General features: G+C 37.9%; 9 protein-coding genes. 8 read left to right on the top strand and 1 reads right to left on the bottom strand.

The window, feature by feature from the left end; translation table 11 throughout:
• Positions 1–308: 308 nt before the first annotated feature.
• The 7 genes from B9Y81_RS12805 (at position 309) to B9Y81_RS12835 (ending at position 16,069) form a co-directional block, all read left to right on the top strand.
• A complete protein-coding gene (locus B9Y81_RS12805) occupies positions 309–4,325 on the top strand; it encodes a hybrid sensor histidine kinase/response regulator transcription factor (protein WP_085537299.1) in 4,017 nt (1,338 codons plus the stop codon).
• Positions 4,326–4,409: 84 nt separating this feature from the next.
• The gene (locus B9Y81_RS12810; RefSeq protein WP_245832452.1) at positions 4,410–4,979 is read left to right on the top strand and encodes an RNA polymerase sigma-70 factor; all 570 of its coding nucleotides are present in this window, start codon (positions 4,410–4,412) and stop codon (positions 4,977–4,979) included.
• 67 nt (positions 4,980–5,046) lie between these two features.
• Positions 5,047–6,015 carry a FecR family protein gene (locus tag B9Y81_RS12815; protein ID WP_085537301.1) on the top strand — a complete coding sequence of 323 codons (969 nt, stop codon included), beginning with the start codon at positions 5,047–5,049 and terminating at the stop codon, positions 6,013–6,015.
• A gap of 134 nt (positions 6,016–6,149) precedes the next feature.
• Positions 6,150–9,500, top strand: a complete 3,351-nt coding sequence (locus tag B9Y81_RS12820; protein ID WP_085537302.1) for a SusC/RagA family TonB-linked outer membrane protein — start codon at positions 6,150–6,152, stop codon at positions 9,498–9,500.
• A gap of 23 nt (positions 9,501–9,523) precedes the next feature.
• Positions 9,524–11,011, top strand: coding sequence for a RagB/SusD family nutrient uptake outer membrane protein (locus B9Y81_RS12825; protein WP_085537303.1), 1,488 nt, complete (start codon positions 9,524–9,526; stop codon positions 11,009–11,011).
• An 88-nt stretch (positions 11,012–11,099) separates the two neighbouring features.
• Positions 11,100–14,105, top strand: coding sequence for a glycosyl hydrolase family 28-related protein (locus B9Y81_RS12830; protein ID WP_085537304.1), 3,006 nt, complete (start codon positions 11,100–11,102; stop codon positions 14,103–14,105).
• Between the two features lie 8 nt (positions 14,106–14,113).
• The gene (locus B9Y81_RS12835) at positions 14,114–16,069 is read left to right on the top strand and encodes a hypothetical protein (RefSeq protein ID WP_085537305.1); all 1,956 of its coding nucleotides are present in this window, start codon (positions 14,114–14,116) and stop codon (positions 16,067–16,069) included.
• 70 nt (positions 16,070–16,139) lie between these two features.
• On the opposite strand, the gene B9Y81_RS12840 is transcribed toward B9Y81_RS12835, so the two are convergent.
• Positions 16,140–16,727, bottom strand: a complete 588-nt coding sequence (locus tag B9Y81_RS12840; protein ID WP_085537306.1) for an RNA polymerase sigma-70 factor — start codon at positions 16,725–16,727, stop codon at positions 16,140–16,142.
• Between the two features lie 164 nt (positions 16,728–16,891).
• Between B9Y81_RS12840 and B9Y81_RS12845 the strand changes: the two genes are divergently transcribed.
• Positions 16,892–17,914 carry a FecR family protein gene (locus tag B9Y81_RS12845; RefSeq protein ID WP_085537307.1) on the top strand — a complete coding sequence of 341 codons (1,023 nt, stop codon included), beginning with the start codon at positions 16,892–16,894 and terminating at the stop codon, positions 17,912–17,914.
• The last annotated feature ends 94 nt before the right edge of the window (positions 17,915–18,008 follow it).

Consider the following 18,008-nt stretch of genomic DNA (forward strand, 5'->3'; position numbering starts at 1 on the left):
TCTTCCAAAAGACATAGTATTATGTTTTTTCTCAGAAAAATGCCCTCTGCCCAAAAGGCATAAGATCAATTCTGAGCCGTTTTTTATAAAAAACAAACCCACCCCTGCCCGCCAAATCAAAACACAGTAAAATCGCCCCGCATTGAGTCGTCAATTAACTTAACAAATAAATAATTTCATTACTTAATTTTATATATTTACAAAATATATGTTTTTGTGGCTTTTTTCGGCCTGCGTTGTATGCCTTAGCGTGTATTACCCAAAAACATCATAAGAGAAGATACAGGTTTTTTTTATCTTTGGTGACTATGAAAAAACGTCTATGGCTATTTCTATTATCTTTCGTTACAACAGTAGCATATCCTGTTTATTTTAAACATATTGGGGTGAAGGAAGGATTATCTCAACTCTCCGTTATGGGTATTTATCAGGACGAATTAGGCAGAATGTGGTTTGGCACGGAGGAAGGGTTATGTGTTTATGATGGCAACCAAGTTGTTTCTTACAAACCATCCGACCTTACAGAAAAACAGAACTATACCCATACGAATCTTTTAGGCAATATTAATTTCCCCATCACGGGAGATGGGAATGGAAATTTATTCCTTGTTTCAGACAATAAATTGTTGAGATTTGATCTGCGTACCGAACGGTTCGAATCCTTAATTTCATCTAATGTGGGCACTGTTTCTTTTTGCGAGAATCGCATTTGGATAGGGAGTAACGACTCTGTTATGGTTTGGGATGATCAAAAAAAAGGCCCGCAACATATTCTAACTATACAGAATACGCGAATCCAGCAAATTCTGGTTGATACTAAAAACAACATTTGGGTGGGTACGTTAACCGGCTTGTATCATTATTCTCCCACAGGAGAATTAAAATTAGTGATCCCCGAGGAGGATATCTACACCTTGTTTAAAGACAGTAAAAGGAATCTTTGGGTGGGCACCAGGGAAAAAGGAATGTATCTGATAAACGACGATCAGGAGATTCGGAAATTTACGCATCAGCCGGGAAACCTTAACAGTTTGTCGAGCAACTTTATCAGGTGCTTTGTTGAAGATAATACCGGAAATATATTAATCGGAACATTTAACGGACTGAATAGCTATAATCCGGAAACCAAAAATTTTTCATTGCACACAAAAAACAATTTACCCGGAGGGTTGCTTAGATCGTCCATTTTTTCTATTCTTAAAGATAATCAGGGAACGATCTGGATAGGCACGTACTATGGCGGTGTTCATTATTACAATCCGGAAATGGATATATTCACCTACTATTCTGCAAACGCCAACAACAGCGACTGTCTGAGCGATCCTTTTGTTGGAAAAATGGTAGAAGATAATAATAACAATGTTTGGATTTGCACGGAAGGAGGCGGACTGAATTTCTTCGACAGGAAAACAAAAAAAATAACACATTACCTGAGTTCGAACACGAAAAACGCTATAGCTCACAACAACTTAAAAGGAATCTGTTTTAGTCCGTCGCGAGAAAAACTCTACATTGGCACACATACAGGTGGCTTATCGATCCTTGATGTTAATAAAATGACATTTAATAATATACCGGTTATTCAGGACGAAAAAGGAGCTTTTGCCAGCAATGTGATTAATCATGTGGAGTTACTTAACGATCAATACCTGGTTTTACTCACTCGCACAAGCATTTTAAAAATGCATTTAGACTCCGGAAAATTCACTACGTTGTTTGAAGACAATAAAAACATTTACTATCCTGCTTTCCATATAGATTCGAAGAATAATATCTGGCTAACGAATAATGACTATATCGTTCGGATAAACCTGTTGGATCAAACCGACATGACGCACTACAGCAGAGCGGATTACAAGTTGGGAAATTTTCCTGTCATTTCTATCTTTGAAGACAAAGAAGGGCGGGTTTACTTTGGAACACGCGGAGGCGGATTGTTTATGCTCTACCCGCAGCAGAATTACTTTGTTCACTTTAACGCGGAACAAAACCTTTTGTTGAGCAACTATTGCTACGCTATAACGCAAGCGATAGGAGGAGCCATTGTTGTTACCGGCGAAAAGGGTGTTAGTTTATTAAATCCGGATACCGGAACACTGCGTTCGGTTGAATTGGAAACGGCCTTGCCCCTCTCCGGATTCAATTACGGATGTGGCATACTGACCTGCCGTAACGGTGAAATATTTTTTGGCGGTGTGAATGGGTTAGCGACATGTTTCGAACACGAATTGCACCTCCCTCCCAAAGAATACAAATTATATTTCTCGTCGCTATGGGTAAATAACGAAGAGGTTGTTCCCAATGCGGAAGATGGCATTATGGATAAGGTATTGCCTTTTCTGGATTCTGTCAGGTTGAAGTATTACCAGAACAACCTGAGGTTCGCTTTTACCTCCAACAACTATATAGAGACCATTACCGAAACCAAACGTGAATACATGCTTGAAGGTTTCGATACGAAATGGCAGACTTGCTATGAAAACAGCATCTCTTACACAAACCTTGATCCCGGCGAATATACTTTGTACGTCAGAGAGGTTCACCCTGCGATTCATCAGGAAACCAATATCATCAAAATGGATATCGAAATTCAGTCTCCCATATACGCGACAACAGGGGCCTATATTTTTTATATCTGCCTGATAGTAGGAAGTCTATACCTGTTTATCCGCACAAAACAAACAAAGCTACTTTTAAGCACCTCGTTAGAATATGAACGAAAAGAGAATATTCGCATAGAGGAGCTGAATAAAGAGAAGCTGCAGTTTTTCTCTAATATATCGCATGAGTTTCGTACACCATTGACCCTAATTATCTCACAAATAGAGGTGCTAATACAGAATCAAAAATTAACACCTGCTGTTTATAACAAATTAGTGAAGATATATAAGCATTCTTTTCAGATGCGGGCGTTGATTAACGAGTTGCTCGATTTCCGGAAATTGGACCAAGGTCATAACCGGCTGCAAGTTTCTGAAAACGACCTGATTGGCTTTGCACATGAAATCTATCTTTCCTTTACCGAAATAGCGGCAAAGGAAAAAATAAACTATACCTTCTCTTCTTCTTCAGAAACACTCAGGTGTTGGTTTGATCCTATCCAGATGCAGAAAGTCATATTTAATCTCATCTCGAATGCCATTAAATTTACTAAGCCTAACGGTTCCATTGAAGTATCTATCGAAGAAGCAGAAACGGAAATACGGTTAAAAATAATCGACAATGGAATAGGTATCGAAAAGCATGAGCTCCAGAAAATATTCGACCGATTTTATCAGGGTTCAAATTCAATAAAGGAAAGGGTCATGATTGGCAGTGGACTCGGGCTAACCTTAGTCAAAACAATAGTAGATCTTCATCATGGAAGTATTACCGTAGAAAGTAAACCGGGGTATGGTAGTATATTCTTCGTTAAGCTGCTGAAAGGAAAAGACCATTTCAACGACGAGATCGTAAACGAACCAGCTCTCACCTTAGACCAAATGACCTCTCCTATCGAACAAGCCGGAAACTTCAACGAACAAATAGAAGAAGACACCTCAACTACAGATGAAAGCACGGAGAAAAACACCATTCTGATCATTGAAGACAACCCGGAATTGCTTCAGCTCCTATCCTCCCTGTTCGCTCCATCATACAATGTTTTACTCGCAACGAATGGACTCGATGGACTGAATAAGGCCTATACGGAAATGCCGGATATTATCCTGAGCGATATAATTATGCCCAAAATGAATGGAACGGAACTATGTTCGCGCATCAAAAACGACATTGAAGTATGCCATATACCCCTAATTCTTTTAACAGCCCTAAACTCACCCGAACAAAACATAGAAGGATTAAGTCGTGGCGCGGAAGCCTACATCTCCAAACCTTTTGACTCAAGAATACTATTAGCACGCTGTAATAGCATAATGAGAAATCGAACATTACTTCGAGAAAAGTTTTCCGAACAAAAAACCATAGACAGTTCAACATTAGCAATAAACCCCATTGACCAGGAATTCCTTCAGAAAATTCAGGATATCATCATAGAAAAAATAACCGATGAAGAATTCGAGATTAACGAAATAGCCAAACAAATGGGACTCAGCAGAAGCTCGTTTTACGCTAAATTCAAAACACTAACAGGAATGACCCCAAACGACTTTGTATTAGACTACAAACTAAAACAAGCAGCACTATACTTAGAAGAAAACCCCAAAATGCAAATCGCCGAAATAGCATCCAGAATGGGCTTCGGCTCCGCCCGATACTTCAGCCGCTGCTTCAAAACAAAATACGGAATGAGTCCTGCGGATTATAGGGTTAAGAATAGCCGGTAATTGGGTGGTATGAAAATGTTTTGAGGAACTATATAATGTTCTAATTTTTATTTCTAAGTTTGATCACACATTAAAAATGAAATTGTGAAAAACCTGCAAAGCAATAGAGATAAGGTTTTCGAACAAGTATACCTTCAGTATTATTCCCGTATGAAACGGTTTGCCTGTAGATATGTGCTCTTTGACGAAGACGCAGAAAATATTGTTCATGATATTTTTCTGGAATTACTCGAAAGAGCAGATATCCTTTCTACGCACATGAATCTGCTTGCATTTCTTTTTACTGCAGTGAAAAACAAATGTATAGACCATTTACGCAGTCAATCGGTTAAACAACGCACCTCAGAAGAACTAAAAGAAGAATACACGATTGCTTTACAAATGAGTTTAGACTCGTTAGAAGCATTTGATATGAATCTATTCTCAGAAAATGACATTGAAACAATATTACAGAATGCGATAAACTCCCTACCTGAAAAATGTCGTGAGATATTTATACTGAGTAAAATTGAAGGCAATAAACAAAAAGTAATTGCACAGAGACTAAACATTTCGGTCAACACCGTTGAAACACAAATGGGTGTCGCCTATAAAAAACTTCGCGAAGAATTAAAAAATTATCTCCCTATTCTCTTTTTTATACTCTCACTCTAAGAAATCTTATTTTCTTTTAGCGGATTCTAAAGTGTTGTTCGTTATCTTTAATATAACTCATTAAAAAATGGACGAACAAATACATAAATATTTCCTTGGAGAATTGAGTAGTTTAGAAAAGACTCAGCTTTTTCAACAGTTGAAAGAAGAGCCTTCTTTACGAAAAAAATTCTCTGAACAACAAAACACATATGCCTTATTAGATATTTTATCTCACCAAGATGATTTTACCAAAGGACAAAAAAGTTATTCGGATTTTATCTTGAAGAAACAAAAAACAAAATTGAAAAATATACTATTCCCTGCTTTTAAATACGCTGCAGCCATTGCCTTATTGATTATTTCAACTTGGTGGTTAACATATACAATCTATCAAGACAAGTATGACGCAGCAATTAATACACTCTACGTTCCTCCCGGACAAAGAGCCTGCTTGACGTTAGATGATGGAACTACTGTATGGTTAAACGCAAAATCAACTCTCACATACCCTTCTCGCTTCTCAAAAGAAAAACGAGAGGTATCTCTTGTGGGAGAAGCCTTTTTTGACGTGTCAAAAAATCCGGATGTACCATTCGCCGTTTCTGCAAAAAATGTTACTATAAAAGTATTTGGTACAGAATTTAATGTGCAAGCTTATCCGGAAGCCGAACATATACAAACAAGTCTATTGACTGGTTCTGTAGAAATTATAAATAAAACAACCAACCAAACCTTAATGCTTCGGCCCAATCAAGAAGCCTTTGTGAAAAATGATGAGATAGCAGTTTCAGAGATTAGACAGTTTGCATATTTCCTATGGAAAGACGGTGTTTATAGTTTCGAACAAGAAACATTTGCAAGTATCATCAAAAAATTGGAGCTTTATTATGATACAAAAATCATAGTCAACAACCCTAAGATATACGACTTCGTTTACACCGGAAAATTCCGTCAACAAGACGGTATTGACGAAATATTACGAATAATTCAGAAAATACATAATTTTAAAATTGAGAGAGACCGAAAAAAAAACACAATAACATTAAGTAAATAAAGAAACAGCCTATGAAACAAACCTGATTAGTTAGCCTTAAACAAAAGACCGGCAAATGCGGGAACATCTGCCGGCCAGTGTTAAAGTAAACACAAAACTCAATTTTTTAATATTCACTTAACATTAACAAAGATATGAAAAGAAAAACTTTGTTGCGATTTTCTATGGAATGGAAAACCTTTAAAGATTATTTCAGGATTATGAAAATAACCATTTTACTCCTTTTTGTCTGTATGTCTCAGCTTATGGCACATACAGGTAGTGCCCAAAACACGGTAATACATGTGAAAGCAAACACACTGTCCGTAAAAGAACTCTTTAATGAAATAGAGAAGCAAACGGACTACCTTCTTGTCTTTAGTAATAAAGAAATAGACACCAACAACACTGTTGCTGTTAAAAATAAATCAGCTCAGATCGGGTCAATACTAAACGAAGTCTTTAATGATACGGACATCGAGTTCTTATTCGAAAACAATTATATTGTCTTCAAGAAAAAAACGGATAATCCTGTAACTCTCAAACAAGCAACCCAACAGACGGGAAAGCATATTAAAGGAGTTATTACCGATGAAAGAGGCGAGCCTATAATCGGGGCCAATATCGTTGAGAAAGGAACAACAAACGGGACAGTTACTGATCTTGATGGGAATTTTTCATTAACGATTTCAGGTTCTATTCCTCTTATTGTTTCGTATATTGGTTATAAAGAGAAAGAGATCGCTATTGATAATCAAACAATATTCAACATCAGATTGGCAGAAGATCTGCAGGCTCTTGACGAAGTTGTCGTGATTGGATATGGAACTGCAAGAAAAAGTGACCTGACAGGATCATTAACACAGGTTACCAGCGAGTCTTTTGCCGAACAGAAGGTGACTCGCGTTGACCAGGCACTACAAGGTCGTGCATCAGGAGTACAAATTTCGAATACAGCAGGTGCTCCAGGTGGCGATGTAAGAATTCGAATAAGAGGAGCAAACTCAGTATTAGGAGACAATAGCCCTCTTTTTGTCATTGATGGATTTGTTGGTGGAGACTTTAACTTACTTAATCCAAATGATATTAAATCCATTGAGATTTTAAAAGATGCCTCTTCAACTGCTATTTATGGTTCTCGCGGAGCAAATGGAGTCATCCTCATTACCACTAAGAATGGTGCAAAAGATGGAAAAATAAAAGTCAACTACTCAGGAGATGTTTCATTCTCTTCAGCTCTTAAGCAATATGATATGCTTAGTGCCGGAGAATTTGCAGAAACGGTAAACCAGCATGATAAAGCAATGGGTATTGCAAAACAGACCTTCAGTGAAGAAGAAATACAGGGATACTATAAGAATGGCGGTTTTGACTATCTGGATGCTGTTTTTCGTAATGCTGTTTCCACTCAACATCAAGTAGCTGTTTCAGGAGGTAGTGAAAAAAACCAATTTCACGTTTCAGGCAACTATCTGGACGAACAAGGCATTGTGAAGAAAAGTGGATATAAAAGATATACATTACGCGCCAATCTGAATTCTCAGGTTAATGAGAAATTTTCTTTCCGCTTCAATATGAATGTAGCTTCTTCTACAGGAACCAATAACCATTCGCGTACCGGAGCCGGTAATCCCATTGTACAAGCAATGGCCTGGGCACCAACAACAAACCCTTATGACGCAGATGGTGGATTCACTTTATCTGATCCTGTAGGTTCTATTAAGACAAATCCTCTGTCTATGATCTATGATTCAGAATATATCCGTGAAAGAACATTAGTTAACCTGATGGGAGGAGCAAGATATGAATTTTTAGAAGGATTGGCAATTGACTTTCAAGCGGCGGCCGACTTAGGTTTTTATGATACAAAATCATGGAACGGAAAATTTGCATCTAACGGACAACCCAACGCATCAAAGAATAACAGTAAATCCCGTACAATACAGACCACAACTCAATTATCATATAATAAAACGTTCAATTCTATTCATCGAATCAGTGCTGTAGCAGCCATTGAAACCCAAGAGTATAATTGGGAGTCACTCTCCGGTAATGCCTCAAATCTAAAATTTCCGGAATTAAAATATGATAATCTTGCGCAAGCAGGAACTGTTAGTGCCGGATCTGATTACTCTATGTGGTCTTTATTATCTTATCTTGGTAGGGTTAACTATTCACTTATGGATAAGTATCTCCTATCTGTATCTGTGAGACGTGATGGTTCTTCAAAGTTTGCTAAAGGGAATCAATTCAGTACTTTCCCTGCTGCTGCTTTAGCCTGGAATCTGGCAAACGAAGAATTTATCAGTAATCTGGAATTGTTCAGCCGTTTAAAACTGAGATTGAGCTGGGGCCTTACAGGTAGCCAAGCCATTTCGCCTTACGCGACACTCTCTGCATATAACACAGGGATATACTACGCCTTTGACACAAACGACAGAACTAACGGAATACAAATTGGTAATCCGGGGAACAGTAGTCTTAAATGGGAAACAACAGAACAGAAAGACTTAGGTTTTGAAATCGGTCTTTTTAATGGACGATTGAATTTTGAATTTGATTACTTTACTAAAAAGACAAAAGATCTGTTGCTTAACCAATCAGTCGCCTACTACCAGGGAGGAGGAAATATCACCGCCAATGTTGGAGATATTGAGAACAAAGGTATCGAGCTAAGTCTTGGGGGAAGCATTATTTCCACAAAAGACTGGAGCTGGGATAGTAATGTCAATTTCTCTTCTGTAAGAAATAAAGTAACAAGCTTAGGAGATGAAACTGAAATATACGAACGTATTGATATCGCGGGTCTGAATGGACAACCGGAGTTCGTGTATAAGGTGGGACAACCTCTTGGAACATTCTGGGGATTGAAATACCTGGGACCATGGCAAACTGATCAGGTGGAAGAAGCTGCTAAATACGGAGCAATACCAGGGGATGCACGTTATGAAGACCTTGATGGTAATTATTCAATAGATGGATCTGATTATCAGATTATTGGTTCCGGTATGCCTAAGTATACTCTGGGATGGAATAATACAATAACGTATAAAAAATTTACGGTAAATGCTTTCTTCCAAGGAGTATTTGGGGTTGACAAACTGAACTATACACGTTGTTTACATATGATGGCTTCAAGAGATGCAAGGCAAGCGACTTTGTCGGAAATAAAAGATAGATATATCCCCGGATCACAAGAAGATGCTTTCTTGCCGGCATGGAGCCCTACAAGTAAATGGGAACCTTCGTCTACTCTATTTATGGAAAATGCAAGCTATTTGAGGTTGAAAAACTTAAGTGTCGCGTATAATTTCAATGTGAAGAAAATCGGAGATTTTAAGCTGTCTCTGAATGCTACAAACTTATTCACAATAACGAATTATAAAGGTCTTGATCCTGAATCAAGTAATATTGGTGGCGGTGGCTCTGATATTACTCAAGGTATCGACTATGGAGCATATCCTAACTCAAGAACCTATACTGTAGGATTAGATATCACTTTCTAAATAACTTAATATACAGAAGAAATATGAAACGAAATATATTGTATTCTTTAGTTATACTATTTTTAATAACGTTCACACACTCTGGTTGTTCTGGCTTTTTGGAAGAGAACACAAGAGGCAAGGTGTTTGATAACGTCTTAAGCACACAAAATGGACTTGAGGCTGCGTTAACCGGTGCATACAGAGGCTGGGCAAACTGTTGGACATATGGTTTTAATAATGGCTGGGCAACAGAAATGACCCTTGGGGGCGACGATTTAACTTGTCCTCCTGGTACAGGTAACACACAGGAATTTGACCGTTATGACGTAAAAAACACGAACTCAAGTTCTCCTACGGTATTCTGGGGCTGCTATAAAGCCATACAAGGAGCAAATAATATTATTGACAACTACGAAGCATGTACCGGAAGTGCAAATGTAATAACACAAATAGCAGGTGAAGCCTATTTCATACGTGCCTATAGTTACTATTGGCTGGTTAGATGTCATGGGGATATTCCTCTGATGTTAAAAGCAGCTTTTGATCTCAATGACCTGAATATCCAACCTTCCACAGTTAAAGAGGTTTATACGCAAATAGAGGCAGACTTAGCAAAAGCGATAGAAATGTTGGAAGACAACAGAAGGAATAGTGAAGCAGGACGTCCAAATAAAGGATCTGCTTTAGCATTATTAGCTGAAGTTTATTTGTCTGAAGCCGGGTGGCCGCTGAAAGAAACAGAAAAATATGCATTAGCAGCCTCTACTGCAAAAGAAGTGATTGATAATAAAGCTAAATATGGTTTTGATCTGGAAAGTTCTTATGCTGTTTTATATGAAAATGATGAGACCAACTCCGGCATAAACAAAGAAGATATTTTTACTATCCCTTGTAACCGGGCAAATGGAAATACGACAAATGCAATGTATGGTTACTGGGCTTATCCGGGAGAACTGGGAGGCTGGGATGTTGTATTTTCAGAGCTTACCTTCTATAAGGAGTTTCCGGAGGGAGTAAGAAAAGATGCGACATTCGCTACAACAGTCAAAACTCAGGACGGTAACGTTTTAACATGGCAGGAGCTCAAGAATCCACGTCCATATTATAAAAAGCTTATGAAGAATGAGAAAGCTCCGGACTATTACAATTTCGCATCTTCTGTTCCTATGCGTATGCTACGCTATACACAAACAGTGTTAACTTATGCGGAAGCAAAAGCCCGTTCAGGAGGCCCGGATCAATTAGCATATGACTGCTTAAATTCAATACGCACAAGAGCGGAATTATCGACATATTCAGGATTATCAGCAGAGGAGTTCGCAAATAAATGTATTGACGAACGCGTATGGGAGTTATGCGGCGAACGCGTAAGATGGTTTGACATGGTCAGACTGGAAATCATACAGCAAGTACTAAGCAAAAGAGATCCTTCGGATAATCAGCCACTACATGCGATTACGGAGAAAAGTTACACATTCCCTATACCTCAACACGATGAGCTATTGAATGTGAATCTGAACACAAAATAATAAACGATCTATTTATTGGCTTCACCTGATCAGGATAGTATACCCATAAAGGTGAAGCCAATATCTTATCGAATTAAACTAACTACTTATGAAGAAAACTCTTTTAATACTTTTCTTTATATCAGCTCTTATCAGTTCATCGTATGCCGGATCTGAAAGCCGTTCTATTTATACAGAGAAAATGAACGATCCTGAAGCAGTTTATTTTACTCCGGAGAATTTCGGAATAACAGCAGACGGGAAAGCAGATGTTAGCGAGCCATTACAAGCAGCCATAAATCAGGTGAAAGACAGATATAATTTCGGCATCGTCTTTATCCCTGAAGGTAAGTATAGAATCAATAAGACGATATATATCCCTAAAGCAGTCCGGGTAATCGGATATGGAGAAAAGCGCCCCCAGATTATCCTTTCAAAAAACTCTCCCGGCTATCAGCAAGAAGTTACCGAGGATAAGGGAAAAGCAAACTATATGTTTTGGTTTACGGATGCCGTTGTAAGAGAAGGAAGTACTCCCAAGGATGCTAATCCGGGAACATTTTATAGCGCAATATCAAATATTGACCTGAAGATAGAAGATGGCAATCCCTATGCTGTAGGCCTAAGAACCCATTTCGCACAACATTGTTTTGTGTCCAACATGGATATACATATCGGCAAAGGCAAAGCGGGACTGTATGATGTAGGAAACATGATGGAGAATGTTCGCTTTTTTGGAGGTGAGTATGGTATTTATACCACCAAAACATCTCCAAGTTGGCAAATGATGATGCTTGATCTCTATTTTGAAGGTCAGTCAAAAGCAGCAATCAAGACACAGGAAGGAGGATTAACGATCATTCGACTTCATGCGAAGAATACTCCTGTAGTGATAGAGGTCGAACCGGAACGTTCTGATAAAATCTACATGGAAGACTGTACTTTTGAACAGATCAGAAAAGCCGGTATTATTATCAGCAATGAAGATTATTCTCCGAATCAGCTAAGCATGCAAAATATTTATTGTAACCAGGTTCCTGTGTTTGTTGAGTTCAGAGAAAGCAGCAAACAAATTGCAGGAAAAGGAAACAACTATCACGTAAAAGAATTTTCACATGGACTGCATATAAAAGATATGGCAGCAAAAGCAGAACATAAGACAATTGTGGAGATTGTTCCTCTGAGTAAAAAACCGGAGTTACCCTTATGCGATATTCCGGCTTTACCCTCAATGAAACAATGGGTGAATATACGTGACTTAGGAGCAAAAGGAGATGGAGAATCAGATGACACAGAAATTTTTCAAAAAGCCATAGAAGAACATGAGGTGATTTACATTCCTCAAGGATGGTATATTATTTCAGAACCCCTGAAGTTAAAAGATAAGACCTGCCTGATAGGTTTAAGTCCTATTTCTACACAACTAAAGCTAAAAGAAAGCACCCCGGCTTTTAGCGGTTTTGGCACACCTCAACCTCTCGTAGAAAGCTCGGTAGGAGGAAATAATATCGTAACGGGAATAGGGCTAAATACAGGTGCATATAATTATCGTGCTGTTGGATGTAAATGGATGGCAGGAGAAGGTTCATATCTTGATGATATCAAGTTCTTAGGCGTACATGGAACAATGGATAAAATTCCTGTGAGGAATCAATCCGAAACAAGGTCAACACCTAAAATAAGCACCCCCGAAGAACCTATTACTTATATGGGCATGGATAAAGCCTGGGATAATCAATACTGGAGTCTTTGGGTAACCAATAACGGAGGAGGAACAATCAAGAATATCTGGTCTGCCAGCAGCTATTCAACGAACGGTTTGTATGTTAACAACACATCAACCCCCGGACGTATCTATGCCATGTCAGTGGAACATCATGTAAGAAATGAAGTCCGCATAAAAAATGTATCTAACTGGAAATTTTACGCTTTGCAGCTTGAGGAAGAAACGAGAGAAAGCCCCGATTGCCAGCCAATAGAGTTAGAAAATTGCAATAACCTCTTTTTTGCTAATCTTTACCTGTTTCGTGTTGTCTGGATCAAAACGCCCATGCCCTATGCAATACGAACTTGGAATTGTCGTAATATTGAGTTCTATAATGTTCATAACTTTACGCAAATGCGCTTCACTATTGATCTTGTAATGTATGACATTAACACAAAACAGGACGTTCGCCCATGGGAGTTTACCCGACTGACAATAACCGGTAATGAGCCCCAAAAAACAATCTGTGAGAACAAAGACGAGGTAAAAAAATTGGCTACCGGATTCGAATATGCAGAAGGAATTACCCGGGATAGTAAGGGAAACGTTTACTTCAGTGAACAACGAATGAGACGCATATATAAGTGGGATGTTGAGACAGAGAGGCTTTCATTAATTGCTGACTTCCCTTGGGAACCGTTGTCACTGGCATGTGATACTAAAGATCAACTATTGGTCATTTTTAGATACAATCCACAACCGGGCTATCTGATAGACGGAAAGCAGGAAACAGTGAAATCTCTACCCGACGCCTCAGGTACAACTTTTAGCCATTGGGGAAATACAGGGTTTTCAATGCGTGTTTACTCAATAGATCCAAACAACCCGGAAAAGAGTATACAAGAATTACAAAAGAGGCCGATGAGCTCAGTTAATAAGATTGCAAAAGCAATCTATCCAGCCCATCGTTGGAGAGACTTACATGATTTCAATACAGTATCGACATGGATCCCGAAATCATGCTTCATCGCCACAGATAGTGTGACACTCATTCCTGAATATTATGATTTCCTTCGCTCGTCATCTGCCTTAGAAGCAATTCCGGGGCAACCGCTCTACGCATCAGATGAATACAATCGAATTACATCAAAGATGGATGTACAGAATGACGGAACACTCACAAATATTTGCAGATTTACTAATCAAGGAGAATTTGGGTCTGCTGTTGATAAAAACGGGAATGTATATATTGCTGACGGCTATATATATGTTTATAACAAAAACGCAGAGAGAATCAGAGTCATTGATATTCCTGAAAGACCAACAGCAATGGTTATTGCAGGAAAAAACAATAATACATTATTTGTAGCCGCACGTTCATCATTATATATGTATAACATTTCTAAATAATAATACTCATGAAAAAGATTTATATCAGTTTTTTATGTGCATTAGCAGTCTTTTCTTCTGTACAATGCTCATCAAATCCAAAAGATTTTAAGGTTCAGTTTGACAGCAATAAAGAAATTTCAGGAGCAAAATTTGCTCTAAAGGATATCAATCCTGATTTACCGACAGATTGGGCCTCATATAATTATGTAGTACTTGAATATAAGATAACCACTGCCCAACGTTTTCAATTAGGCTTCACCACCAATACCGGTTATAATGAACTACGCATAATGAGTTATGTCCCTAACGCATGGAATAAACTTGCCATTCCTCTAAAATATTTTACCGAATTACCTGATGCTGCAGTAGATCTGGCTGCAACATTCAACCACGCACGCTATACAGGATGGGTCAATTTAGGAGGTAAGCGTGGTCCATTACAAGGTGTGGATTCAATAGGTATTCGTATGAGGAAACCAATTGATAATCCTAGTATTGAAATCCGTTCAATAAGCCTGTCTGTAGATGATCCGGGAGATACCTATATGGAGGATAAACCTGCAGTAGATGAGTTTGGTCAATCAAATTTAGTAGAATATAAAGGAAAAGTTAACTCATTAGAACAACTGAAACAGGAATGGGCTACGGAAGAAGCTGAAATTATTGACAAAGCAGCCTATAACTATTCAAAGTATGGAGGATATAAGCAAAAACAAATAAAAGCCACTGGTTTTTTCCGTACAGAAAAGATAGATGGACGCTGGTGGTTTGTTGATCCAGAAGGTTACTTATTCCTTTCAGTAGGGATTGACTGTGTGAATAATGGTGGTGGCGGTAATGTTGTCAATATTGACAAACGTGATGGAATGTTCAAAGAACTTCCTCCAAAAGAATTAATTGAGAAATATTATCCTACAAGATACAGAAAGGAAAATAGTACTTCATACGGCATGTGGAATTTATACCGTAGATATGGTGATGATTTCAATCAAAAGGCAATAGATATGGCTATCAAACGTATGGACAAATGGGGCTTAAATACAATTGCCAATTGGTCGAGCCGGGATGTTATAAACACAAACCAAAAAGCATTCTTATTACCATTGAGCGGATTAGGAATTGCTTCTGATCTTATGGGATTATGCGATGTTTACGAGCCGGGATTTGATGCTATGATAAATAAAAGTCTGAAAGAATTTGTAGAACCTTATAAAAATAATCCATGGCTTATTGGTTACTTTATCGGAAATGAACCCGCATGGCTGGATGAAGAAGGCCGTTTGTGTTCGTTAATCCTAGAAGGAAAAGAACGTCCTATCAAAGCAGCTCTTCAAGAACACCTGAAAGTGAATGGTGATACTCCGGACAGCAGAAAGAAATTTGTATTTAAAACATTCAGAACATTCCTTACTGAAACGAATAAAGTGCTTAAAAAATATGATCCGAATCACCTGAATCTGGGCATACGTTTTGGTAATATCCTTGTCCTGGATGAAGGAATCCTAAACATATGTCGTGATGCATTTGATGTGTTAAGCTTTAATTGCTATGACTTATATCCCAATACAGAAATGTTAGATCGCGCGTTATCAATTACCGATTTACCAATGATCATCGGTGAGTATCATTTTGGAACAGTAGACAGAGGTATGGCGCAATCATTATGGCAAGTAGATTCTCAAGAAGAACGTGGCGTTGCCTATCGCTATTATACAGAAAAAGCGTATGCTCATCCAGGGTTAATTGGCACAGGCTACTTTCAATGGTGCGATCAGGATTTAACCGGACGCGGACTGGATGGAGAGAATTATAACTGTGGTATCATTGATGTAACAGACCGTCCGTATAAAGAACAGGTCGAGGCCATGATGGAAACTGCAAAACGTTTATATGAGGTTCACTCCGGAACACTAAATCCATATAACCAAGCTCCTCAAAACGCAAGAGGACATGAAGCAATTCCTGATCTATGGAATGAATAAGATTTATTTTTAAGATAGATCATCTCCCGGTACAAAAGAGTTTTTCTTCCTTGTACCGGGAGATTTTTCTTTATAAGAAAGTAAGCAGCAATATTCCCAGGGGCAAATCCATACGTTTAGAAAAATAACCTTTGATAAAACGTAAAGATTCCGAAATATGTTCCTGTACGGTTGACACGGAAATGCCTAGCTGAGAGGCAATTTCTTTATGGGATTTATGTTCTATCCGGCTCATATTGAAAATTCGTTGACGTTGAGGTGGCAGATTTTCAATAGCATCTGTTAAAATTCTTTTGTATTCGGAAAATATAAGTTCAGATTCTACGGAGTCTGTTTCAACCGGAAGTTTAAGCGCAAAAGCTTTTTTTAATTGTGATTCCACATCCATATCCCGAAAATAATTCAGTATCCGGTTTTTAGCCATTGTATATAAAAATGAAGAAATGGATAACTCCGGATCAATAAATGCACGCATTTCCCAGAAACGTATAAAAACTTCTTGTACTATATCATCACTTTCCGCCTCTGATTTCAGAAAGGAAAAGGCATAATGCCACAATCTGTCTTTATATCGAATATAAAATTCCTTAAAAGCAGACTCACTATCCTTTACTAAGGCTAGCGCTAATTCTTTATCTGACTTTGCGAAATACGACATTGCGGCTCCTTTATAATACAAGTATAAGACAATAAATTAAATAAAGTAAGGATACAAATAATTACTCTCTTCGGTTGTTAATAAATCATAAATTTAAAAAACTAACCCCTAGTTCCACTACAAAACCGTGTATTAAAGGCAAACGTAAGAAGAAATACTATTATATGGACAGAATAGACCATCAAACACATATATTATCCCTTTTGCAAAAGTATATTGAAAACAGATGCGAAGAACATGAATTAAATCTTTTATTGCATTGGCTCAAGGCTCCGGACAATCTCGAAGATTTTAATTTGATTAGCTCTTCTTTATGGAATAAGCTGGGGGAAAAGTATACTTATCCAAATGATAAACGAATTTCAGAACTCAATAATGAAGTTGAAGCTCTTCTAACAAAAATCAAAACTGAGCAAGCGACATCAAAAAAACAAAATAGTATATCCAAAAAGTTCTTCTATCGTTCTGCTGCTGTTCTACTTCTCCTAATTAGCTTAAGCCTAGGATACCTTTGGTTGAATACTACAAAAATCACAGACGATATTACCTATACAGAAATAAGTGCAATTCGAGGTGAAATTAAAGAATATACGCTGGAAGACGGTACTCATATTGTTTTGAATTCGGAAAGTAAAATAAAAATACCATCTGATTATAACAAGGAGAATAGACATGTAGAAATGATAGGTGAAGGCTTTTTCAACGTAACCTCCAATCCGGAAAAACCATTTATCATTATGAGCGGACAAACTCAAGTTAAAGTTTTAGGAACTTCATTCAATGTGAAAGCCTATTCGGAAGATAAGGTCATAGGTATAACCGTTTCCACAGGAAAAGTATTAGTTAGCATTCCTGATATAGACTTACAACTAAGGGTGTTACCAATGGAACATTTACTCGTGAATAAAGAAACGAGTAATGTGAATAAACATACTTTAGTTGAAAACAATTACACAAAATGGATTGAAGGAGTTCTCTTTTTTGACAAAGAGCCACTTAGTGAAGTAATCAAAACAATATCCCGAAAATACGAACGGAATGTTTTGCTACGCTGTAAAAATTGTAATCCCTTGATTTCCGGAAGACATGACAATAAAAGTCTGGAAGCTGTTATTGATGCGATCTGTTTCACTACAGGACTAAAACAAAAGGAAGAGGAGGGAGGATCTATAATACTCTATGAATAACCCATTAAAAAAAATGCCTATGATATAATTTCAGAAAAGATCATAAAACTGAAGCAGCAGCGCACACGGCACTACTGCTTACTTTCTTACAGCA

This window comes from Massilibacteroides vaginae (genome assembly GCF_900178525.1).
Lineage (GTDB): Bacteria > Bacteroidota > Bacteroidia > Bacteroidales > Tannerellaceae > Massilibacteroides > Massilibacteroides vaginae.